This is a genomic window from Bradyrhizobium sp. 2S1 (assembly GCF_011516625.5).
In the GTDB taxonomy this organism is placed as follows: domain Bacteria; phylum Pseudomonadota; class Alphaproteobacteria; order Rhizobiales; family Xanthobacteraceae; genus Bradyrhizobium; species Bradyrhizobium septentrionale.
On the sequence record NZ_CP147717.1, the window covers coordinates 5,947,133 to 5,969,431 of the forward strand.

15 protein-coding genes and 4 pseudogenes are annotated in these 22,299 nt (G+C 65.2%); 7 read left to right on the forward strand and 12 right to left on the reverse strand.

Features of this window, described 5'->3' with window-relative positions:
• Positions 1–32 precede the first annotated feature (32 nt).
• The 7 genes and pseudogenes from HAP54_RS28105 to HAP54_RS28135 all read right to left on the reverse strand — a co-directional run bounded on the left by HAP54_RS28105 (position 33) and on the right by HAP54_RS28135 (position 9,036).
• Positions 33–1,074, reverse strand: a pseudogene (locus HAP54_RS28105) (ABC transporter ATP-binding protein).
• Positions 1,067–2,047, reverse strand: a complete 981-nt coding sequence (locus HAP54_RS28110; protein WP_166305922.1) for an ABC transporter ATP-binding protein — start codon at positions 2,045–2,047, stop codon at positions 1,067–1,069. The pseudogene HAP54_RS28105 and the gene HAP54_RS28110 overlap by 8 nt, the downstream one beginning before the upstream one ends.
• Positions 2,044–2,865 carry an ABC transporter permease gene (locus HAP54_RS28115; protein ID WP_166305925.1) on the reverse strand — a complete coding sequence of 274 codons (822 nt, stop codon included), beginning with the start codon at positions 2,863–2,865 and terminating at the stop codon, positions 2,044–2,046. Before HAP54_RS28115 ends, HAP54_RS28110 begins: the two co-directional genes overlap by 4 nt.
• Positions 2,866–2,932: 67 nt before the next feature.
• The gene (locus HAP54_RS28120) at positions 2,933–3,868 is read right to left on the reverse strand and encodes an ABC transporter permease (protein WP_166305928.1); all 936 of its coding nucleotides are present in this window, start codon (positions 3,866–3,868) and stop codon (positions 2,933–2,935) included.
• A 60-nt stretch (positions 3,869–3,928) separates the two neighbouring features.
• Positions 3,929–5,514 (reverse strand): annotated as a pseudogene (locus HAP54_RS28125) (ABC transporter substrate-binding protein).
• Between the two features lie 383 nt (positions 5,515–5,897).
• Complete coding sequence (locus HAP54_RS28130; protein ID WP_166305931.1) at positions 5,898–7,856, reverse strand: hypothetical protein; 1,959 nt, start codon at positions 7,854–7,856, stop codon at positions 5,898–5,900.
• A 103-nt stretch (positions 7,857–7,959) separates the two neighbouring features.
• Positions 7,960–9,036, reverse strand: coding sequence for a lysylphosphatidylglycerol synthase transmembrane domain-containing protein (locus HAP54_RS28135; RefSeq protein ID WP_166305934.1), 1,077 nt, complete (start codon positions 9,034–9,036; stop codon positions 7,960–7,962).
• A 616-nt stretch (positions 9,037–9,652) separates the two neighbouring features.
• Between HAP54_RS28135 and HAP54_RS28140 the strand changes: the two genes are divergently transcribed.
• The 3 genes and pseudogenes from HAP54_RS28140 to HAP54_RS28150 all read left to right on the forward strand — a co-directional run bounded on the left by HAP54_RS28140 (position 9,653) and on the right by HAP54_RS28150 (position 15,708).
• Positions 9,653–11,071, forward strand: a complete 1,419-nt coding sequence (locus HAP54_RS28140; protein ID WP_166305937.1) for an MFS transporter — start codon at positions 9,653–9,655, stop codon at positions 11,069–11,071.
• Between the two features lie 76 nt (positions 11,072–11,147).
• Positions 11,148–13,154 (forward strand): S9 family peptidase, encoded by a 2,007-nt coding sequence (locus HAP54_RS28145; protein WP_166305940.1) that lies wholly within the window; start codon positions 11,148–11,150, stop codon positions 13,152–13,154.
• Between the two features lie 147 nt (positions 13,155–13,301).
• A pseudogene (locus tag HAP54_RS28150) lies at positions 13,302–15,708 on the forward strand (EAL domain-containing protein).
• Between the two features lie 19 nt (positions 15,709–15,727).
• Here HAP54_RS28150 and HAP54_RS28155 read toward each other — a convergent pair.
• On the reverse strand, positions 15,728–16,162 hold the full coding sequence (locus HAP54_RS28155; protein ID WP_166305943.1) for a hypothetical protein: 435 nt from the start codon (positions 16,160–16,162) through the stop codon (positions 15,728–15,730).
• Between the two features lie 145 nt (positions 16,163–16,307).
• Here HAP54_RS28155 and HAP54_RS28160 point away from each other — a divergent pair.
• Positions 16,308–16,918: pseudogene (locus HAP54_RS28160) on the forward strand (hypothetical protein).
• A gap of 21 nt (positions 16,919–16,939) precedes the next feature.
• On the opposite strand, the gene HAP54_RS28165 reads toward HAP54_RS28160, so the two are convergent.
• The gene (locus HAP54_RS28165; RefSeq protein WP_166305946.1) at positions 16,940–18,283 is read right to left on the reverse strand and encodes a PLP-dependent aminotransferase family protein; all 1,344 of its coding nucleotides are present in this window, start codon (positions 18,281–18,283) and stop codon (positions 16,940–16,942) included.
• A gap of 182 nt (positions 18,284–18,465) precedes the next feature.
• On the opposite strand from HAP54_RS28165, the gene HAP54_RS28170 reads away from it, so the two are divergent.
• On the forward strand, positions 18,466–18,702 hold the full coding sequence (locus HAP54_RS28170; protein WP_166305949.1) for a DUF1127 domain-containing protein: 237 nt from the start codon (positions 18,466–18,468) through the stop codon (positions 18,700–18,702).
• 23 nt (positions 18,703–18,725) lie between these two features.
• Here the strand turns inward: HAP54_RS28170 and HAP54_RS28175 are convergent, their stop codons facing one another.
• Both HAP54_RS28175 and HAP54_RS28180 read right to left on the reverse strand, forming a co-directional pair.
• Complete coding sequence (locus HAP54_RS28175; RefSeq protein WP_166305952.1) at positions 18,726–19,151, reverse strand: universal stress protein; 426 nt, start codon at positions 19,149–19,151, stop codon at positions 18,726–18,728.
• Positions 19,152–19,308: 157 nt separating this feature from the next.
• On the reverse strand, positions 19,309–19,851 hold the full coding sequence (locus HAP54_RS28180; RefSeq protein ID WP_166305955.1) for a SixA phosphatase family protein: 543 nt from the start codon (positions 19,849–19,851) through the stop codon (positions 19,309–19,311).
• 95 nt (positions 19,852–19,946) lie between these two features.
• On the opposite strand from HAP54_RS28180, the gene HAP54_RS28185 reads away from it, so the two are divergent.
• Together HAP54_RS28185 and msrB are read left to right on the forward strand one after the other, a co-directional pair.
• Positions 19,947–21,434 (forward strand): NAD(P)/FAD-dependent oxidoreductase, encoded by a 1,488-nt coding sequence (locus HAP54_RS28185; protein WP_166305958.1) that lies wholly within the window; start codon positions 19,947–19,949, stop codon positions 21,432–21,434.
• Positions 21,435–21,510: 76 nt separating this feature from the next.
• Positions 21,511–22,011 (forward strand): peptide-methionine (R)-S-oxide reductase MsrB, encoded by a 501-nt coding sequence (gene msrB, locus HAP54_RS28190; RefSeq protein ID WP_029085364.1) that lies wholly within the window; start codon positions 21,511–21,513, stop codon positions 22,009–22,011.
• Between the two features lie 63 nt (positions 22,012–22,074).
• Here msrB and HAP54_RS28195 read toward each other — a convergent pair whose 3' ends face one another.
• Positions 22,075–22,299: a hypothetical protein gene (locus HAP54_RS28195; protein WP_176422205.1), complete on the reverse strand. Its 225-nt coding sequence runs from the start codon at positions 22,297–22,299 to the stop codon at positions 22,075–22,077.

A 22,299-nucleotide genomic window follows, 5' to 3' on the forward strand; every position in this document is an offset into this window, starting at 1 on the left:
AGCGCTGACGTCTGAATTAGGTTCAAAGAACTTCAGATATCTCGATTGAAGGCTGGGGCAGGGTCGGCGAAAGCCCGACCGGCAATCTCTTCAGTTCGCCAGCACCGGACCGCGTGTCCGTCGGGGCGCGTTTCCAGCGATGGCCCAGGCTCGTGGCAGCAGATCGCTTCGGCATAGTGACAGCGCGGATTGAACGCACATCCGTCCGGCGGATTCAGCGGACTGGGAGGCTCGCCCCTTGTCGTTGCAAGCGGCGCGCGGCGCAGCGGATCGGGAATCGCGGCGATAAGGGTTTGGGTATAGGGGTGCGCCGGCCGTTCGAAGATTTCGCGCCAGCCGCCGGTCTCCACGATGCGGCCGAGATACATGACGGCGACCCGGTCGCTCATGTGCTCGACGACCCCGAGGTCATGGCTGATCATGATGTATGAGAGTGCGAGCGTTTCCTTCAGCTCCAGCAGCAGATTGATGATCTGGGCGCGGATGGAGACATCCAGCGCCGATACCGGCTCGTCACAGATGACGATCCTGGGATTGAGGATCAGCGCGCGAGCGATGCCGATGCGCTGACGCTGGCCGCCCGAGAACTCATGTGGGTAGCGGCCGGCCTGCTCGGGCCGCAGGCCCACATGTTTGAGCATTGCCTCGACGCGTCCGTCGATCTCGCTTCTGGCCGTCACGCCATGCAGCCGCAGCGGGGCCTCGAGCGTGCGACGAACGGTCTGGCGGGGATTGAGCGAAGCGTAGGGATCCTGAAACACGATCTGGACGATGCGGGCCAATGCCTTTCGATCGATCGATTGCCGCCCGGTCACGACCTGCCCGTCCAGCACGATGCGGCCGCGCGTCGGCGGCAGCAGGCCAAGTATCGAAAGCGCGACAGTCGACTTGCCGCAGCCGGATTCGCCGACGAGCGAGGCATTCACCGCGCTTCAGTTCGAGATCGATGCCGTCGACCGCGCGCAACAGCCTCCGACCGCCGCCCTGAAAGCCGCCACCAATCGGAAAATGGACCGCGAGATCCTCCACGCTGAGGATGACATCGTCGCCGGACCCGTGCGCAGGTTCATGCATGGTGATGGCACCTGACAAATCCGTCTTCCCCGAGCAGTGTCAACTCCGGCGCGGTGGTCCGGCAAATCTCGGTCGCCTGCGCGCAACGTGGATTGAACCGGCAACCAGCCGGGAAATCCGCAATCGCCGGGACGACGCCTGCGATCTCCTTGAGCCTGCTCCGGCCGAGTGCGGCACGCGTGCCCAGCCGCGGCAACGCGTCGACCAGGCCTTGCGTATAGGGATGCGCGCATGCGCGGAAGACATCGTCCGAGCCGCGCTCCTCGACGATGCGGCCGGCGTACATGACGGCGACGCGTCGGCAGAGGTTGGCGACCAGGCCGAGATCGTGGCTGATCATCAGGATCGCCGTGCCTCTCTCGGCACATAAATTCCGCATCAGCTCGATGATCTCCGCCTGCACGGTCACATCAAGCGCGGTGGTCGGCTCGTCGGCGATCAGGAGGTCCGGCACGCATGCGAGTGCGATGGCGATCATCACGCGTTGACGCATGCCGCCCGAAAGCTGGTGTGGGTAATCCTTCACTCGTCGCTCGGGCGCGGGGACGCGGACGCTCGCCAGCGCCTCGACGGCCAGCTGGTCGGCTTCGCGCCAGCTCTTGCCCTGGTGCAGCACGAACATCTCCGCGATCTGCCGGCCAACGGGCGAGACCGGGTTGAGCGCCGTCATCGGCTCCTGGAAGATCATGGCGATGCGATTGCCGCGCAGCGCGCGTTGTTCGGCAGCCGGAAGCCCCTGGATCTCGCGGCCCTCAAATCGGATAGCGCCGGCGCCGATCGAAAGCGGCCGGCGCAACAGACCGATCAAGGCGAGCGCCGAGATGCTCTTGCCGCAGCCGGATTCGCCGACCAGGCCGAATGTCTCGCCACGATCGATGCGGAATGAAACGCCCTCGACCGCCGCAACCCGGCTGGACCCGTTGTCGAGGTCGATACGCAGGTTCTCGACTTCGATCAGAGGACGGCCCGTCATGTGCGCCGGCTCCGCGACTGTGGATCGAGAATGTCACGCAGGCCATCGCCGAGCAGATTCAGGCCGAGCACCGTCAGGAAGATGGCGAGGCCGGGGAAAACCGACAGCCACGGCGCCGTGGTGATCTGGTCGCGGGCCTCCGACAGCATGCTGCCCCAGCTTGGAAAGGGCGGGCGGATTCCGAGGCCGAGGAACGAAAGGGCCGCTTCGGCCAGCATCGCGCCGCCCATGCCGAGCGTGCTGATGACAATGATCGGCCCGAGCATGTTCGGCAGCAGCTGCGTGATCATGATGCGCAAATCGCCGTAGCCCAGCACCTTCGCCGCCTGCACATAGCCCTGGCTCTTGAGCGACAGCGCCGACGCCCGTGCGATCCGGCAGGAGAACGACCAGTTGGTCAGCCCGAGCGCGATCAGGAGGCTGGTCAGGCCGGGTCCAAGCACCGCCATGATGGCAAGCGCGAAGATCAGCGAGGGAATTGCGAGCATGAGATTGGTCAGCCCGTTGACGACGTCGTCCCACCAGCCGCCCCAATAGCCGGCGGTCAGGCCCAGCGTCACGCCGATCACACTGTTGACGAGCTGCGAGACGATGCCGACGGTCAGCGAGATGCGCGCACCGTACAGGACGCGGGAGTAGATGTCGCGGCCCTGCGCGTCGGTGCCGAACCACCAGATCCAGCTCGGCGGCTCCTCCGCATTCAAGAGGTTGGCATCCATGACGGGATCGGTATGCGCCAGCCAGGGCGCAAACAGGCCGACGAAGACCGCAAGCGCAAACAGCGCCCCGCCGATGATGAGACTGGTTCCGAGCTTCATCGCGGCCGCTCCGCCGCGACAGGCGGTACGGTCAATCGCGCGCACCTGTGAGAGAGCCGACCGGCGCTCATGCGTATCTGATCCTCGGATCGATCACGGCATAGGCCACGTCGATCAACGTATTGACCGCGAGAAAGAACAGCACCACCACGAGAATGGAGCCCTGGACGGTGGGAATATCGCGCTGCAGGACACTGTCGACGAGCAGTGAGCCGATGCCGGGCCAGGAGAACAATTTCTCGACCACGACCGCCTGTCCCATCAACGCGCCGAATTGCAGGCCAATGGTCGTGAGAATGATCACGAGCGCATTGCGCAGCACATGCCATTTCACGACCCGGGTCTCGCTCATGCCCTTCGAGCGCGCGGTCCGCACGAAATCCGCGGTCATGATCTCGAGAACCGCGGCGCGCGTCGTCCGTGCCAGCAGCGCCATCGGCGAGACGCCGAGTGTGACGGCAGGCAGGATCAGATATTTGAGCCCGCCATCGCCATAGCCGAAACTCGGCAGCCAGCCGAGCTTCAACGCAAACAGGTACATCAACAGCAGCCCGAGCCAGAATTTCGCCATCGAGAGGCCGGACACCGCCACCACCATCGAGACCGTGTCGACGGTGCCGCCCGGCCGCAGTGCTGCGATGAAACCGAGCGGTACCCCGACCACAATTGCAAACGTCATGGCTGCGAATATCAGTTGCAGCGTCGGCCACATCCGTTTGGCGATCATGGTGGTGACCGGCTCGCGGGTCCGGAACGACGTCCCGAAATCGCCTGTCGCGAGCCTCGCAATGTAGGAGCCGAAGCGGATGTAGACGGGATCGTCGAGGCCGAGCTGCTTCTTCATGCGCTCCACGACCTGCGGGTCCGTCGGGCCTCTGCCGTCATCGCCCATGCTCGATACGATGCTGCCCGGAACGACGCTGAACAGTACAAAGATCACCAGCACGACGGCCAGCACGGTCGGAATGGTTTGCAGGATTCGACGGATCAGGAAGGCGAGCATTGGACGTTTTCCTCCCTCCCTCCATCAGTCGCTGCGATGGAGGGAGGGCGAGAGCACATGTCACTTCGCGGGCGAGGTCTCGTCGACCCAGAGGTCTTCGACGTTCTGGTGGGGCAGTTCGGTGGCGTTCAACTGGATCCCGTTGAGCCACGGCTGCACCGCCATGACCGCCTTGTTGTAGTTGAAGAACCAGACCGGCGCTTCGTCATAGAGCAGCGCATTGGCCTTCTGCAGCAGTTGGCCCCGCTTGGCGGCGTCATCGGTCTGCCCGGCCTCATCGATCAGTCTGTCGAAGTCCGCGTTCTTGAAGCTCATATAGTTGCAGGCTGATTGCGGCGTCGCCGAGTGAAAGCATTTGAGGGCCGCCTGGGGATCCGGGCCGGTCGACTGGGAATAGATATAGGCTTGGAAGTCGCCCTTGCGAATGACTTCCGACAACACCGCGGTCTCGACCTGCTTGACCTTCACCTTGATGCCGACTTTGTCCAGCATCGGGATAATGGCCTCGACGATCGGCAGGCCCCAGCTTTCATTCTGGCTGGTCGTCCATTCGAATTCGAAGCCGGAGGGATAACCTGCGTCCGCGAGCAATTGCTTCGCCTTCGCGGGATCGAAGGCGTAGGGCTTCATGGCCTTGTCGTAGAACGGCGAGGTCAGGGGCAGCCAGCTCGTGGCGCGATAGGCCTTGCCCTTGACCAGTTTCTTGATGATCAGATCGGTATCGATCGCATGGTTGATCGCCTGCCGGACCCGCTTGTCGGAGAACGGTTTGAATGCGGGATTCATCCCCATGTAACGCGTGAAGACTTCGGCGACTTCGACGATCGTGCCCTTGAGATCGGGGTCGGCCTGATAGGCGACATACTGCGCGGGCCCGAGCACCGAGGTGTCGATTTCCTTGTTGCGGAAGGCGACATCGCGTGCCGCGGCTTCGCCCATCAGCGACACGATGAGCTTGTCGGCGTACGGCTTGCCGGGCTTGTAGAATTTCTCCCACCGCTCAAGCACGATGCGCGATCCCGGCACGTGCTCGACGAATTTGAATGGGCCGAGACCGATCGGCTTTTGCAGGAAGCCCTCCTTCGCGGCCTCGTCGGCGGGATAGATCGAGGTCAGCGCGGTGAAGAAGTAGAAGCCCGGATCGACCTTCTCGGTCAGCTTCATTTCGAGCGTGAAGTCGTCGATCTTCCTGAGGCCGGAGATCTCCTTGGCCGCGCCATTCTCGACCGCTGCGGCGCCTTCGATCACGCGGACAAAACGCGCACCGGGATAGGCCTTGCTGCCGTCCATGATGCGATTGTAGCTCCAGATGATGTCATCGGCGGTCATCTTGCGACCATGGTGGAAATAAGCGTCGTCGCGCAGCTTGAAGGTATGAACGAGACCTCCCCGGAGACGATGTCCTCCTTGGCCAGTTCCAGCACCGGCTTGCCTTCGGCGGAATTCCAGATGTAGAGCGATCGATGCAGGGCTTTGGCGTAGATCTCGTCTTGGGCGCGCTGTGTCGTATGGATGTCCATGCTGGTGAAACTTGAGCCATAGGGCGCCGTCATACGAATGGTACCGCCCTTGCGCGGTGTCTGGGCCTCCGCCGCGGCGGATAGTGCCAGTGCCAAACCTGCCACCATCGCAATCTGCTTGAACATCATGCTTCTCCAAACCGGAGTATTGATCAGCGAGTTGACCACTCGCAGCACGTCAAGCGCAAGCACACGTTGATGGCGATCGGGTCCAATACGTGTGCAGCCTCAAAGCGAGCGCGCGGACAACCATCGGGGGCGGCGCGCGGTGCGCCATCCGGTTCGATATGTCGCTCGCGAGGTGACCAGGGCGCGTGTCGAATGAAAAGGGCAGGGCGCGGAAGTTGATATCTAGGGTTGGATCGGCAGGATGCTCGCTGGAATTGATTCAATCGCACTCAGCCCTTGTCCATAGCTTGCGCGGGGGCTGTAAGCAATTGCGATTGAATGAAATTTTAGTTCTGCGCCGAATTCGGGAAGGTCGCTCGTTTCAGGAACGGCTCACGACTTCAGCGCTGCTCCGGCGCAATCGGCAGCGGTGCGACCGGCTCGGACGTCACCTCGGGCACGACGGTGTTCAATCGCAGCACGGTGGCGGCCGCGGGGACCGCGGCATCGGCCATCGCCGCATGGCCTTCTGCGCTCGGGTGCACAGCGCCGCCATACACCGCCGACAAGATGCCCCATGTCGCGTCGTGGATGTCGGTCGGCTGCATCGAGGACGGCAGGCCTTGCGGATAGGTCATCGCCGCGAAATAGCTGTCATTGGCGTCGCGGATCCAGCGCGCGCGCGGCAGATAGGCGCGATATTCGCCGGCGCTGCGGCCGCATTTGAGCGGCTGGTTGGCCGCGGCGACGATGTCGGACACGAAGCTGTCGCCGTTGGCGGCGAAGCAGTCGCGGTCGAACTCCGGATCGGTCGACGCGCGTGCGCAGAAGCCATGGCTTGCAAACGCATCCTGATGCGCGTCGACGAAGGTCATGCGGTCGGCCTGCGGATTGCGGCAGATGATGCCGGACTGGCACTGCGCGATCGCCTTGAGCTGCGGCAGGAACTCGTTCTGCACGAAGCCCGAGACCGACGCGAGCCGCTTGGGATCGGCGTTGAACGAGGGATGGATCTCGAAGCCGGCGCGGCCGCCGGGGCAGGGTGCGCCGCCATTGGCCAGCGCCGGATTGGCATAGGCGGTGTAGACGACATGCGAGAGGTCGCCGCCGACCAAAGGCTTCAGCGCATCGCGCAGCTTGGCAAAATCGGCCGGCAGATCGCGCGCCAGCGCGGAGCGGGCATCGTCGACACTGGCCATCGAACCGCCGCGGCTGAACAGCGTGCGCTCGGTCGGGGTGTCGACGATCACGTTGGCGACGAGGCCCGAGAAATAGATGTCGTTGGCGCCGACCGAGAGCAAGATGAGGTCGAGCGTGCGGTCCGGCTGCCGGCGCTTGGCGGCCGCGAGCGCCGTGCGCAGCTCCGCAATCTGGCCGTTGACGGTGCCCGAGCAGGTGTTGGCGGTCTTGGTCGGCAGGCATTCCCGCGCCTGCTGCGAGCCGAGCAGGCCGTCGGCGATGGTGGCGCCGGTGCAGGCCAGCGGCAGGTAGGTCACCGCGATGTGCGGATATTGCACGGCAAGCGCAAGGGCGGTGCGGGTCTGGTAGCTGTACAGCGAGCGGTGACAGGCCGAGTTGAGCCACAGCGCGCTCTGGCGCTGCCAGTTGGTCAGGGTGTCCGGCGCCTCGCAGGCGCGGCCGCCCTTGTAGCCGGCGCGGCTCGGCCGGTAATACTGCGCGCCGCCGAGATAGGAGCGGAAGCAGAAGCCCTCGTCGGAGAGCGCAATCGCGCGATCGGGATTGCCCTCGCCGGATGCGATACTGTCGCCGAGCCCCGCAATCAGCAGATCGCGTACCGCGATCTGCGTCGTGAGGCGCTGGTTGGCGTCCGCGCCGCTTGCGACGTCGACGGTCGCGACCGTGGTGCGGCCGTAGCGGACGCGCAGATTGACCGGCTCGGCGCAATCGAAGGTCGAGGATTGCGGCCCGTCGCCGTCGTCGAACGACCAGGCGCAGGTCGCACCGACCGGAACCGGGCCGGTGAGGCGAACCACGATCGGGTGATCGATCGGCGTCAGGTAGCTTTCCTTGACGTTGTCGCGGGTGCAGGGCTCGCTGACCCGGCCCTGCAGGTCGATGCAGAGCCGGTTGACCATGTTGCGCGCCCAGCCGCGGCCATCGCTTTGCAGTTCCAGCGCCTGTTCCGTGGCCAGCACGCTGCGGCCAAGCCCGCTTTCGACATGCAGGCGGAAGTCGCGCTCCTCGCGGAACAGACGGAAGCGGTTGCGGACCTCCCAGGAGATCTGCAGCTGACTGTCCTGCGCGTCCGCTACTGATGCGAATACCGCCAGCAGTGCGCTGCCGAGCAGCACGCTGCAGACCGTCACACGAAACCAAAATCGAACCAAAGAGCCAATCATGGCGCGGTTTGACGTGAGCGGTACGGCGAAAATAAGAGAAGCGGGTGCGGGGATCGAAAAACCGGCATCGAAGAGCTGGGACCTGGGGCCGATAACGTCGCTGTTACCGTCTCAGCCGCCTGATCTGCTGCTGCCGGCTTTCGATCGGTTGCCGCACGGTCGCCGAAGCCGTGCAGGCTTGGCTCAGTCGCTTTCGTTCTTGCCAGGGCTTCACCACGTTGAGCCAAAGCTCGCGCATGCCCATGATCGAGATCGAAATTCCGAACGGAATCAGGAAATAGAGGATACGGAACACCACCAGCGTGGCCAGCAATTGTTCCTTGCTGAACTCAGGCAGCGCCACCAGCATTGCGGCGTCGAACACGCCGATCGAGCCGGGGGCATGGCTGGCGAAGCCGAGCAGGGTCGCCAGGATGAACACGACGGCGAGCGAGACGAAGTCGATATGCGGCTCGGTCGGCATCAACAGATACATCGCAAACGCACAGAAGCCGAGATCGACCACGCCGATGATGATCTGCAGCAGCGTCAGCCTGGCGGAGGGCAGCACCACCTTCCAGCCGTTCTGGCCGAGCTCGCGGCGCTTCTCGCCGGTCAGGAGCCAGACGAAATAGGCGCCGATGCCGGCTAGGCAGCCGAGCGCGATCAGGCGGTTCATCGCCGGCGGCAGCAGGTCCATTGCCGATGCCGCCGCGGGGTGCCAGGCCATGCCGAAGCCGAGCACGAACAGATTGCCGAGCCAGAACGTCAGGCCCGACAGAAAGCAGATCTTGGCGACGTCGATCGCGGACAGGCCGTAATCGGAATAAATCCGGAAACGGATCGCGCCGCCGGTAAAGACGGTGGCGCCGATGTTGTGGCCGATCGTGTAGCTCGTGAAGCTCGACAGCGCTGCGATGCGGTAGGGGACGTGGGTCTTGCCGATCGTGCGCAGCGCGAAGAAGTCATAGAAGGTCAGCGTGCAGAACGCCCCGACCACGCAGAGCGCCGCCAGCGCGATCCGGTGCGGTGCAATGTCGGTCAGCGCGGTGAGGATGATACCGGTATCGACGCCCTTCAGGGTGTGGACCAGCGTCGTGATTGCGAACGCGATGATGAGCACGCTCGCAGCGATCCCGAGCCGTTTCCAGCCGATCTTTTCCTTGAAGCCACGCCCAAGCGTGGTCAGCAGCCGAAGCATTCATCCTCCCGGCAGGGACAATTTCAGTGGGACCCGGTCACGGATAGCGACGGGTAACGGGGCAAACGCACCGTACGCGATGACCCATAAGGCAAAACCGATGCGTTGTGCAGCCCTTGACAAGCCAACCTTCGGCTCACGTTCAGCGTCATTGTCATATTGGCTACATATGGTCTCGCTCTGCGGAATGTGAGTCGCCTGTATCCGTCCGCTGCGGCGGAGATGCGGCACGTTCCGCCGTTCTGCCGCCGTTCCCGGCGATTTCATCGGCATTTTTGCCGATTTTGCCGCCGTCTCGGCACCGGCGCGGGGCAGTCGGCGCGAAGCGAATAGACGATATGCATCAGCACGGGGACGCCGGAGCGCGGCTGCGGCGTTTACCAAAGCATGAAGTCGCCGTGCACATCTGCGTGGTCCGGCGGCAGACCGCCGCGCAGGCCCGGATGAGTCGCGCAAGACCCGGTCCGTAGGTCTATTGAGGCAAAACGCCGCGCAAGATGGCCGCAGCCGCATGGGCCGGCCGGCATGACGACAGCACACTTCGATCGGTGGCGAAGTATTACGTCGAAACGAAGGCCTATCTCTCGCATTGGTTGGCCAGAGCGAGGACAAGACCATGCAGCAGACATCCCTGAACGTTCGGCGTATGCCGGACGGGAGCGCAGCCTGCCATCGGGCGCCGACCGGCCTTGCGGCAACGTTGACGCTGGCCGCGATGAGTCTCGGTTACGGCGTCGTGCAGCTCGACGTTACCATCGTCAACACGGCGCTCAATGCCATCGGCGGCTCGCTCGGCGGCGGCGTCGCCGAGCTGCAATGGGTGGTCAGCGCCTACACCATCGCCTTTGCCGCCTTCATCCTGACGGCGGGCGCGCTTGGCGACCGGATCGGCGCCAAGCGCGTCTTCATGGCGGGCTTTGTGATCTTCACCGCGTCGTCGGTTGCCTGCGCAATCGCGCCCGACGCCGTGACGCTGATCGTCGCGCGCTGCGTGCAGGGACTGGCCGCGGCCATCCTGGTGCCGAACTCGCTCGCGCTGCTCCGCCATGCCTATGCGGATGACAAGGCGCGGGGACGCGCGGTCGCCGTCTGGGCCGCGGGCGCGAGCCTTGCGTTGACCGCCGGCCCGTTCGTCGGCGGCGCGCTGATCACACTGGTCGGCTGGCGGGCGATCTTCTTGGTCAACCTGCCGATCGGCCTGGCCGGGCTGTGGCTCGCCTGGCGCTTTGCCGGCGAAACTATCCGCCATCAGCAGCACCGGCTCGATCTGCCGGGACAGCTCGCAGCGATCGCCGCGCTCGGCACGCTGGCCGGCGCGCTCATCGAGGGCGGCGCGCTTGGCTGGAGCAGCCCGTTCGTGGTTGCAGGCTTTATTCTCGCCGCCGTGTTCTCCGTGCTGTTCGTCTGGCGTGAGGCTCGCGCGGCGCAGCCGATGCTGCCGCTCTCGCTGTTCGGCCACAGGATGTTTGCGTTGACCTCGATGGTCGGCCTCCTGGTCAACGTTGCGTTCTACGGGCTGATCTTCGTGCTCAGCCTCTACTTCCAGCAGGTCAACGGCCTGTCCGCCTTCGAGACCGGTCTGGCGTTCGTGCCGATGCTCGGCGCCGTGCTCCCGGCCAATCTGATCGCGCCGCATGTTGCGGAGCGGATCGGTGCGCCGGCAACGATCGCGCTCGGTGCCGCGCTGTCGGCCGCCGGATGTCTGGGGATGCTGTTCATGGGTCACGGCACCAGCTATCTCGCGATCTGCCTGCAACTGCTTGCCATGAGCGCCGGCCTTGGCCTCCTGGTGCCGCCCCTGACGTCGACATTGCTCGGCAGTGCCGAGCCGCAGCATGCCGGCGTCGCGGCCGGGGTGCTGAATGCGACCCGGCAGACCGGCAGCGTGCTCGGTGTTGCGCTGTTCGGCTCGCTGGTCAGCCGGTCCGCAGCCTTCATCGCCGGCCTGCATACGGCGCTCGTCATTTGTGTCGGCGTGTTGCTGACGGCCGCCGCGCTGATCTGGATCGGCGCGTCTTCACAAGCGCGGCAATAATTGAACCGGCGATTGCACGGCCGCCCGCCTGCATCTAACGTTGCGTCGTCGGCGGCCGCCGACGGGGTCCGATCAGATGCCTGTGTCAATCGACCGTCGCCTCTTGCTGCGCCGCGCCGCCTTGCTCGGCGCTTCGCTGCCGCTGGTCAAACTGATCGGCCCGGCGCGCGGCCAGTCGTCCGAATTGATCGCCCGGAGGGTGTTTTTCGACAATCCCGACTACATCAACGTCCGTCTCAGCCCGGACGGGACGCAGCTGTCCTATGTCGCGCCGCTCGACGGTGTGAACAATCTCTGGGTCGCCCCGCTTTCCGATCTCAAGGCGGCGCGGCCGGTCACGCGCGTCACCGACCGCAACATCTCGGCCGGCTATCGCTGGGCACACACCAACCGCCATGTGGTGTTCTTCCGCGAGCGTGACGGCGACGAGAACTGGCGTGCCGCCAGCGTCGACATCACCGACGGGAAGATTGTGCCCTTGACGCCCGAGACCGGTGTCAAAGCCTTCCTGCAGGAATCCGACCGCAAATTCCCCGAGGAGATGCTGCTGCGGCACAACCAGCGCGACAAGCGCTACTTCGACCTGTACCGCGCCAACGTCGTGACCGGCACGAGCGAGCTCGTCTACGAGAACCACGACTATGTCGGCTTGATCACCGACAGCGCATTCCAGCTACGCCTGGCATCGCGCCTGATCGCCGACGGCTCGGCCGAGGTGTTCGAGCGCCGTCCGGACGGCAGCTGGGCGCCCTTTATGACGGTGCCGATCGCCGACACCGATACGACGCAGATGCTGGATTTCAGCGCCGACGGCAAGACGCTGTATCTGATCGATTCACGCGGCCGCGACAAGGCGGCGTTGTTCGCCCTCGACATGGCCACGCGCCAGACCACACTGCTTGCTGCCGATGATGATGCCGACATCGTGCGAGCGATCTTCGACGAGAATCGCCGGCCATTGGCGGCGCTGGCGATCACCGACCGGATGCGCTGGCACACCGTGGATCAAAGCGTCGCCAGGGACCTCGCCGATCTGAGCCGCTATGGCGCCGGCGACATCAGTTTTGTCAGCAACAGCGATGATCTCCAGCTGGGCACGGTCCATTTCGAGCGCGACACCGAGAGCGGTGAATATGCGCTGCTTGACCGCCGAACGCGTGAGGTGCGCAAGCTGTTCACGCAGCGCCGCGCGCTCGACGGCGTTGCGCTGCGCAAGCTCGAGCCGGTCGTGATCCCCTCGCGCGACGGGCTGCGCCTCAACTGCTATCTGACCCGGCCGGTCGAGGCCGAGGCTGGCCGGGTGCCGCTGGTGCTCGTGATCCATGGCGGGCCGTATTATCGCGACAGCTGGGGATTCAGCCAGGTCCATCAGTGGCTCGCCAGCCGGGGCTATGCGGTGCTTGCCGTCAACTACCGCGGCTCGACCGGCTTCGGCAAAGCCTTCGTCACCGCCGCCGACCACGAATGGGGCGGCAAGATGCACGACGATTTGATCGATGCGGTCGATTGGGCGATCGCACAAGGCATCGCCGATCCGAAGCGCGTCGGCTTCTTCGGCGGCAGCTATGGCGGCTATTCGGCATTGATGGCGGCGACCAAGACGCCCGACGTGTTCGCTTGCATCGTCGATCTGTTCGGCATTTCCAACCTCGTCACCTTCATGGCGACGATCCCGCCCTACTGGGGCCCGTGGATCAGTGTCTGGAAAAACCGGCTTGGCGATCCCGACACCGAGACCGGCCGCGCATTCCTGGTCGAACGTTCGCCGCTGACCCACATCGACCGTGCCATCAAGCCGATCCTGATCGCCCAGGGCCTGCGCGATGTCAGGGTTGTGGCTGCCGAGTCCGAGCAGATGGTCAATGCGCTCAAGCAGCGCGGAATACCCGTGACCTACGTCACATTCGCTGACGAAGGGCACGGTTTTGTGCGGCCGGAAAATCGGCTTGCCTTCTATGGCGTCACCGAAGCGTTCCTTGCCAAGCATCTCGGCGGCCGTTGCCAGCCAATCGGAAACGATTTCGCCGGCTCGTCACTCAAGGTCGAGACCGGAGCTGAACTGGTGCCCGGGCTGCGCGGCTGAGACGAATTGCAACTCGGGATTGCCGTTTTCCCTCACGATATGTCCTGCGTTCAAGGCTTCTTCACCATGCGTGGAACCTTGTTGCAGTGCGGTTACCGTTCGTACACGAATGCGCTGGTTTTTATAGGTCCATAAATGGGGCCTATAATGTATCGCGTTTTGACCTGTCTCACTTTGGAACATGACTGGCGGCTGGTCGTCCTTGGCGGAGTGATCTGCCTGCTCGCCAGCGCCGTCGCGATCAGCCTGTTTCACCGCGCCCGCGCCGCAGAGGGCCGCGCCCGCGAGATTTGGATCGGTCTTGATGCGGCGGTGGGCGGTTGCGGGATCTGGGCCACCCATTTCGTCGCCATGCTGGCGTACGATCCCGGCATCGAGGCCGGATACAACATTCCCATCACGCTGCTGTCGCTGGTGCTTGCGGTTGCGATCCTGGCCGTCGGATTGGCCGTCGCCACGCTCGACGAGCGCTGGTGGACGGTGGCGGCTGGTGGCGCGATCGTCGGCGCAGGTGTTGCGGCGATGCATTACACCGGCATGCTGGGCCTGCAGTTGCCTGCGCGGATCATCTGGTCGCCCGGCATCGTGGCCGCGTCGATCGCATTCGGAAGCCTGTTTGGCGCGCTCGCGCTTGTCGTTGCCACGCGTGGCGAACGCCTCGGCACCACCGCGGCTGCGACCGGCCTTCTGACCGTTGCGATCGTCTCGCATCATTTCACCGCAATGGGTGCGGTCACCCTGGTCCCGGATCCTACGATCGTTCCCGACGGGCTTTCGGTCTCGCCGCGCGTGCTTTCGTTCATGACTGCGGTTGCGGCCTTCGCGATCCTCGGCCTGTCACTGATCGCTTCCATCCTCGATCGTCGCGCCAAGACCGAGCTTCACAAGCAGAAAGTGGTGCTGGATACCGCGCTCGAGAACATGTCGCAGGGGCTGTGCATGTTCGATGCCGATGGCCGCATCATGCTGTTCAACGAGCGCTACAGCGAGATCATGGGTCGCAACCGCGTGCCGCTCAAGGGACGCTTGCTGATCGACGTCCTGCAGGACCTGCATTCCATCGGCGAGTGGGACGGCGATCCCGAGGAGTTCTGCGATATTCTCGTCGCCGAGGCAAAAGCCGGCCACAGCGCGACGCGGATCGTCAGCCGCAATGACCGCGCGATCCGCGTGGTCGACCAGCCGATGAAGGGCGGCGGCTGGGTCGCAACCTTCGAAGACATCACCGAATGGCAGCAGGCCCAGGAACAGATCTCGCACATGGCGCGGCATGACGCGCTGACCAACCTGCCGAACCGGACGCTGTTCCGCGAGCAGCTCGAGAAGGCCTCGAGATTGGCCAAGCGCTCCGACCAGCTCGCGGTGCTCTGTCTCGACCTCGATCATTTCAAGGAGATCAACGACACGCTCGGGCATCCGATCGGCGACGCGCTGCTGCGCGAGGTCGCGCGGCGGCTCGGCGAATGCGTGACCGAGCATGACACCGTGGCGCGGCTTGGCGGCGACGAGTTCGCCATCGTGCAGTTCTGCAGCAACTGCGAACCATCAGTCGTGTCGCAGCTGGCAAGTCTCGTGGTCGAGCGGATCGCCGCGCCCTACGAGATTGGCGGCCATCAGCTCGTGATCGGCGTCAGCATCGGCATCTCGCTCGCACCCGAAGACGGCAAGGGTCCCGATGAACTGTTGCAAAAGGCCGATCTGGCGCTGTACCGCGCCAAGGCCGACGGCCGCGGCACCTACCGGTTCTTCGAGACCGGGATGGACGCGCGCGCGCAGGCGCGCCGCCTGCTGGAGCGCGACCTGCGGCTGGCGCTCGAGCGCGACGAGTTCGAGGTCTATTACCAACCGATCCGCGATGTCGTGGGCGAACAGGTGGTCGCCTTCGAGGCGCTGGCGCGCTGGAACCATTCGCTGCGCGGCCTGATCGCGCCCAACAATTTCATTCCTGTCGCCGAGGAAACCGGGCTGATCGTTCCGCTTGGCGACATCGTGCTGCGCAAGGCCTGCGCCGATGCCGCAGGCTGGCCCAAGGACATCGCGGTCGCCGTCAACCTGTCTCCGGTGCAGTTCAAGAACCCGAACCTGGTGTCGTCGGTGAAGGCGGCGCTGGAAGCGTCTCACCTGTCTGCGGACCGGCTTGAGCTCGAGATCACCGAATCGGTGCTGTTGCAGAACAGCGAGGCGACGCTCGCGGTGCTGCATGAGCTGCGTGGCTTCGGCGTCCGCATCTCACTCGACGATTTCGGCACCGGCTACTCCTCGCTGAGCTATCTGCGCAGCTTCCCGTTCGACAAGATCAAGATCGACCGTTCCTTCGTGACGGACCTTGCGACGCGCGAGGACTCGATGGCGATCGTGCGCGCGGTCACCGGCCTCGGCAAGAGTCTCGGCATCGTGACCACGGCCGAGGGCGTCGAGACCGATACCCAGTTCGACCTGCTGCGGCAGGGAAGGCTGCACGCAGGCACAGGGCTATCTGTTCAGCCCGCCGCGGCCGGCCGCTGATGTCGCCAAGATGCTGCTGCGCAGGCTGCCGGAACGATCGGTGGCTTGATCAACGACGGCGAGGACGCCTAGCTCTTGCGGAGAGCAAAATAGGCGCCGCAAAACGCCATGACGGCGCCGAGGCACAGCGCGGCGAGGCCGGCCAGCACGGCGGAAATGGTCGAGACCGTGCTCGGCGCCGCCGCGGCCTGGCCGGCGCCGGCCAGCATCAGCACGCCGACGACGATCAGGAACTGCCGCATCCGCTGCGGAATCTGGCCGGCCACCGCGCTGTGCATCAGGTTGGCGGTGAAGTAGCCCCCCGAAAACCCGACGCTCGCGATCAGCCACCACGCAATCGCAGCACCTGCCGCCATGAACTCGTGGGTATCGGAGCGCCACAGGCCGCCGAGATCGAGCCCGTAGCGCGCGCCGAGCATATGCACGGCAAGCGCCAGCAGCACGCCTGAAATCATCGCGCCGCCGAGGATGAGGTAACGCGGAAAATAGGTCGTCTCGGGCATGGCTCGCTTGTAGGATAGGCGCGACGTGCTGCGCAAGCTAGAGCATGATCCGGAAAAGTGGAAACCGGTTTTCCGAAAAGATCATGCTCAGGCAAAGAGTGCTAGCACGTGGCTGAGCAGGTGGAACGGCGGATTGCCAACAACGTTGCAGGACCGGTCGGAGGCAGGCGAGGGCTCAGCCGTGCGCTATGCCTATAAGGCCTCGTTGGTCGGCTCGGCGCACCAGTTCGAGCTGACCGAGGACGGGCTGGCGTGGCGGATCGCCGGCAGGTCTGGCGTGTGGGATTACGCCGACATCTCCGCCGTGAAACTGTCGTATCGCCCGGTCTCGATGCAGCAGCAGCGATTTCGCGCCGACATCGACAATGCCAAAGGCGGGCGGATCGCGGTCCTCTCGACCACCTGGCAGACCGCGACGCTGGTCGCGCCGCAGGGAGACCTGTATCGCGCCTTCATCGTCGAGCTGCATCGCCGGATGCAGGCCGCGGGCAGACCGCCAGGCTGGTCGGAGGTCTCGGGCCGAAGACCTACACCGCCGCGCTGGCGATGCTGGCATGCCTTGCGGTGGCAATGATCGGATTGCTGCTGACGGCGCTGCTGACATCGAACTGGATGGGCGCGCTGTTCCTGGTCGGCTTTGCCGCGCTGTTCGCCTGGCAGGTCGGCGGCTTCATCACGCGCAACCGGCCGCGGCGCTACAGCTTCGATCGATTGCCCGATGCGCTGCTGCCGAAGCGACCCCGCAATCAAGCGTGATGAACCGCGACATCGTCGCGTTCACTCCGTCGAATCAAAATCCTCTTCGGTCGCGCCGAGCATTCCTGCCAGTGTCCGCAGGCCGAGCTCGAGCTGCTCCAGCGGCGGTGCGGCGAGCGCGAGCCGTACCGCATTGGGCGCGTGTCCCGGCGTGGCGGCGAAGGTCGTCGACGGCGTCAGCGCGATGTCGCGGCGCGCCGCGGCGGCGACCAGCGTCTGCGAGCGCCAATGCGGCGGCAGGGTCAGCCAGAGGTGATAGGATTTTGGGTTGGTCTGGATCTCGAAGTCGGCCAGATATTTCGCTGCCAGCTGCTGGCGGCGGCCGGCGTCGATCCGCTTCAGCCGCGACAATTCGGCGGCGGTGCCGTCGGCCATCAGCCGCTGCCCGGCGGCGAAGGCGTAGCCCGACGCCGTCCAGCCGCCGGAGCGCACCGCGGCCATGATGCTCTCGCGCAGCCGCGGCGGCGAGACGATGAAGCCGAGCGCGAGGCCCGGCGCCACCTTCTTCGAGAGGCTGTCGAGCAGGATGCAGCTGTCGGGCGCGAGCGCGGCCAGCGGCACCTGGTCGTCGAGGAAACCGTAGACGCCGTCCTCGATGACGACGAGGCCGAGCTTCTCCGTCACGCGCAGCAGCTCGGCCCGGCGCTCGGCCGGCATCGTGATGCTGAGCGGGTTCTGGATCGTGGGCTGGATGTAGAGCGCGGACAAATGCGCCTCGCGGTGCGCCTTCTGCACGGCGTCCGAGCGCACGCCATGCTCGTCCATCGCGAGCGGCACCAGTGCGATGCCGAGCCGTGCGGCAATGCCCTTCACGAACGGATAGGTCAGCGCCTCGACGCCGCAGCGTCCGCCCGGCGGCACGACGGCGGCGAGCGCGGCGGCGATGCATTGCCGGCCGTTGGCGGTAAACACGATCTGGTCCGGGTTCGGCGTCCAGCTCTTGCGCGCGAGGAATTCCGCGGAAATGGTCCGCGCCGCCCGCGTGCCGAAGCTGGTCGCCGGCCGCAGTGCGCCCTCGAGCACCTCGGGCCGTTCGAGCCCTTCGAGGCTCTTGGCGATCATCGTCGCCTGATGCGGCAGCAGCGGATAGTTGAATTCGAGGTCGATGCGGGCGCCGCGCGGCTCGGTCGGGGCCGCGATGCCGCGGCGCGCCTCGCCGGACACGAAGGTGCCGCGGCCGACTTCACCGACCACCAGCCCGCGCCGCAACAGCTCGGTGTAGACCCGGCTCGCGGTCGAGACGGCGATGTTGCGGTCATAGGCGAAATGACGCTGCGGCGGCAGGCGGTCGCCTGCCTTGAGCGCGCCGCTGGCGATCTCGGCGGCCACCGTATCCGCCAGTTTCAGGTACTCGAATCGCGACATTATTGCACCGAGAGCAATGTTTTACTTGCTCCGAGCAATGTACCGGATCATTTAAGAGGGAACAAGCCCCTGATTGTACCGAGGAGCGCGCAAGCAATCCGAGGTGACGACGGGTGCAGGTGCCAAAATGGCACTTGCGTCAACGGCATAGCCTTGCCGTAGGGGCATCGAAGGAGATGACAATGACGACGCTATCCTCAACCGCCGTGGCGCCCGCGCGGCCCAGCATGTTGGGCGGATTGCTCCGATTGCTCCGAGTGTGGGGCGATGCACTCGCGACCCATTGGGGGCGCCGCGAGGCGATCAAGACGCTGCGCCAGCTCGATGACCGGACGCTGCGCGATATCGGAATCTCGCGCTGCCAGATCGAGCCAGCCGTCACCGGCGATCTCAACCTTGAGCTGGTGCGGATCCGTTGAGGCGTCAGCGGTGCGGCGTTGGACTAATGCCGCACCACCAGCACCGAGCACTTGGCGTAGCGCACCACGTGGCCGGCATTTGAGCCGAGGAAGTAGGTGCGCATCGCCGGGCGGTGCGAGGTCATAACGATCAGGTCGGCCTTCATGATCGCGGCCTCCTCGAGGATCTCGTGATAGATGCCGCCCTGGCGGACCACGCCCGAGATGCGCTCGGGCGCAATGCCGGATTCGCGCGCAACGATCGCGAGCGCCTCTTCCGACGTTTCGCGCTGCTGGCTGTCGAAATCCGCCGGCACATATTCGGCGAGCATCACCGGCGTCATCGGCAGCACGTTGAGCAGGCGCACCGAGCCGTTCCATGTCTGCGACAGCGTCGCAGCGGTTGCGATCGCTGGCTTCGCCAGATCGGTATCGGAGAGGTCGATCGGCACGAGAATGGACTTGTACATTTGCGCCTCCTGTCCGCGATTGGTCTGGAGCCGTTTGGTCCCTGTGCCGGGACGCGCGCCTTCTTTTTCTTGAAGCAGCTTGTAGTGTCGCCGCGAACCGGTCCCCCTGTCGCGCCGACATCAATATAGCATGGCGGAGCGGCGCTGTCCGCCCGCGTCAGCCGCGCGAGGCCTGCTTCAACAGTTTAGGGCTGACGAACAGGACAAGCTTGCCGCGCCGGAACGAGACGTCGTTCCAGTCGTCGGTCGCGAAGTCGAAGACGGCGAGCCCCGAGGTCGGCAGATTGTCATTGAGCGCGCGCTTCGCGGCCTCGTCGCCGCCGCCGGTCAGCGTCAGCGCGAGCTCGTGCATGCCAGGGTTATGGCCGATCAGCATCAGCCGCTTCGGATCGGTGACCGATGCCATCCGGATCGCGGTCAGCAGCTGTGCCGGATCGGCGCCGTAGAGGTCCGGCACGAATTCGACCTTCGGCGCAGCTCCAGCACCCTTCAGCGCCTCGCGCACGATCTCCCAGGTCTGCGTGGTGCGGACCGCCGGCGACACCAGCGCCAGGTTGGGCAGGGGTGGATGGCGGGCGATCCAGCCGCCGATCTCCGCCGCTTCGCGGTGGCCGCGCTCGTCGAGACGGCGGTCCTGGTCCTGCCCCGAAGGCGCGTCGGTTTCGGTCTTGGCGTGACGCAGCAGCAGCAAACGGCGCATGGACTTCCATTCTCGATTCGGTCTGGTCGCATTAATTCTACAGGCTCATGCCCCGGACAAGGTGACAAGCGCCGCAGCGGTTCGTAAGAAACGCCATGAGCGAGACTTCCACAAGTGCGGCGGACGGCCCGGACGAGACGGCATCGCCGTTCCGCGACCGTCTGGCATTCGACCTCGACGTCGACATTTGCGTGATCGGAGCGGGGCTGGCCGGCCTGACGGTGGCGCGCGAGGCGGCGCGGCTTGGCGCGAGCGTTGCCGTGCTCGAGGGCCGCCAGGTCGGCTGGAACGCCTCCGGCCACCATCTCGGCACCGTGATGCCGGGCTTCGGCCTGCCGATATCAGATGTGATCGAGCGTGTCGGCCTCGACGATGCCCGCGAATTGTGGGCGCTGTCGAAAGAGGGCGCCGACTATGTCCGCGCCACCGCAACCGAGGATCTGATCCCGGGCATCAACCCGAGCGATGGCGCGCTCGAGGTTTCCAATGTCGATGTCGGCGAGGCGCTGATCAGCCGGCTGCAGACGCTGGGTGTGGATTTTGCGACCGAGGTCGAAGGCTGGCAGGTCGACCGCGTGCGCAGCGTGCTGAAGACCGGCCGCTATTTCCACGGCATCTATTATCCGAAGGCGTTCCAGATCGATGGTCGCAAATATGTGCACGGCCTCGCCGCGCTGGCGACCCGGGCGGGGGTGCGGATCTTCGAGGAGACGCCGGTCGTCAGCATCGATTTTTCCGGCATCCGCAAACGCATCGTGACGCCGACGGCGCGGCTGCGCGCCAACCATATTGTCCTCGCCGGCAATATCCATCTCGGTGCGCCGCTGAAGCGCTTGTCCGACACGCTGCTTCCGGTGTGGCGCTACGCGGCGCTGACCGAGCCGCTCGGGGAACGGCTTTTAGAGACGATCGCGTTTTCCGGCTCGGTCGCCGACAGCGACGGTATCGACCATTTTCGCATCGTCGATGGCGATCGTCTGTTGTGGGCCAGTCCTGAAACCACCTGGAACGCGCGGCCGCAGCGCCTTGGCGCGACGGTGCAGCGCCGCATCGCCACGGTGTTTCCACAGCTCGGCAAGGTTCCGATCGCAGAGATGTTCGGCGGCGCGGTCGGCGTCACCGTGCATGGCATGCCGCAGATCGGCCAGTTGCGCAGAGGCCTGTGGGTGGCGAGCGGCTTTGGCCGGCAGGGGCTCAATACCTCGGCGCTGGCCGGACAGTTGATTGCGCGCAGCATCCTGTGGGGCGACGACCGCTGGCGGCTGTTTTCGCCGTTCGAGCTGGTCTGGGCCGGCGGCACCACCGGCCGGGTTGCCGGTCATTTCATCGGCCTGTGGGCGAGGGGAGCCTCGTCCGCCGCGGGCGTCCTGGCGCGCTACCGCGAGGGTGCACGTGCGAAGGAACGCCTCCGCGAGGCGCGGCTGGCCGAGGCCAATTTCAAGGCGGGAACCAGGGGGCCGGCGCCGCGCCGTCCGCCGGTGCCCGTGGCGCGGCCAATGCCGCCACCCGCAACCCTGCCGGCCGAGGAGCCGCATCCTCCCGCCTCGCAAGAAAGTGAGCAGATCTCCGACGGGCGGATGTAACGTCGGAGGGCGGTGTTCGTACCTGGTAACGAACCGTGGGCACGTACCCTGGGCCCTCCGCAAACGGAGCTGATTGATGATCGATCGCCGTATCCTGCTTGCTTCCGTCGCCGGCCTGTTCGGCCTTGCCGCCTTCCGCTGGCTGCGCGCCTCGCCGGCGCAGGCCGCCGAGAAATTCGAGATCGAGAAGACCGACGCCGAATGGCGTGCACAGCTGACGCCGCAGCAATACGAGATCCTGCGCAAGGAAGGCACCGAGCGGCCGGGATCGAGCCCGCTGCTCAAGGAGCACCGCAAGGGCACCTTCGCCTGCGCCGGCTGCGACCTGCCGCTGTTCTCGTCCGAGACCAAATATGAGAGCGGCACCGGCTGGCCGAGCTTCTGGAAGCCGCTGGAGAATGCGGTCGGCACCACGACCGACCGCACCTTCGGGATGGCGCGCACCGAGGTGCATTGCCGTCGCTGCGGCGGCCATCTCGGCCACGTCTTCGACGACGGCCCGAAGCCGACCGGGCTGCGCTACTGCATGGACGGTTTTGCGCTGGTGTTTCATCCGGCGGCGCCGTCGGCGACCTGACGGCCATCGCGTTTTCGAGCGAAGCCTGTCCCGCACTTGATGCGGGATGGGTGCCGGTTCGCGTCAAGAAAACGCGTCAAAATAGGAATGAAAGAGCGCGGTCGGAACGGCGCTCCGTCCCGGCAATTGTTGCCTGCCCGGCAATTGTGCCCCGGTTAAACGGCCGGGGCTTTTTTTCAAGCGCATGATTTTGTTACGATTCGTTTCCTGGCACGACCCTTGCGACATGCTCGGCCGATGCGGCCACTCTTGTGATTGCCAGCCGCCGGGAATCGAATTGGAGAACAT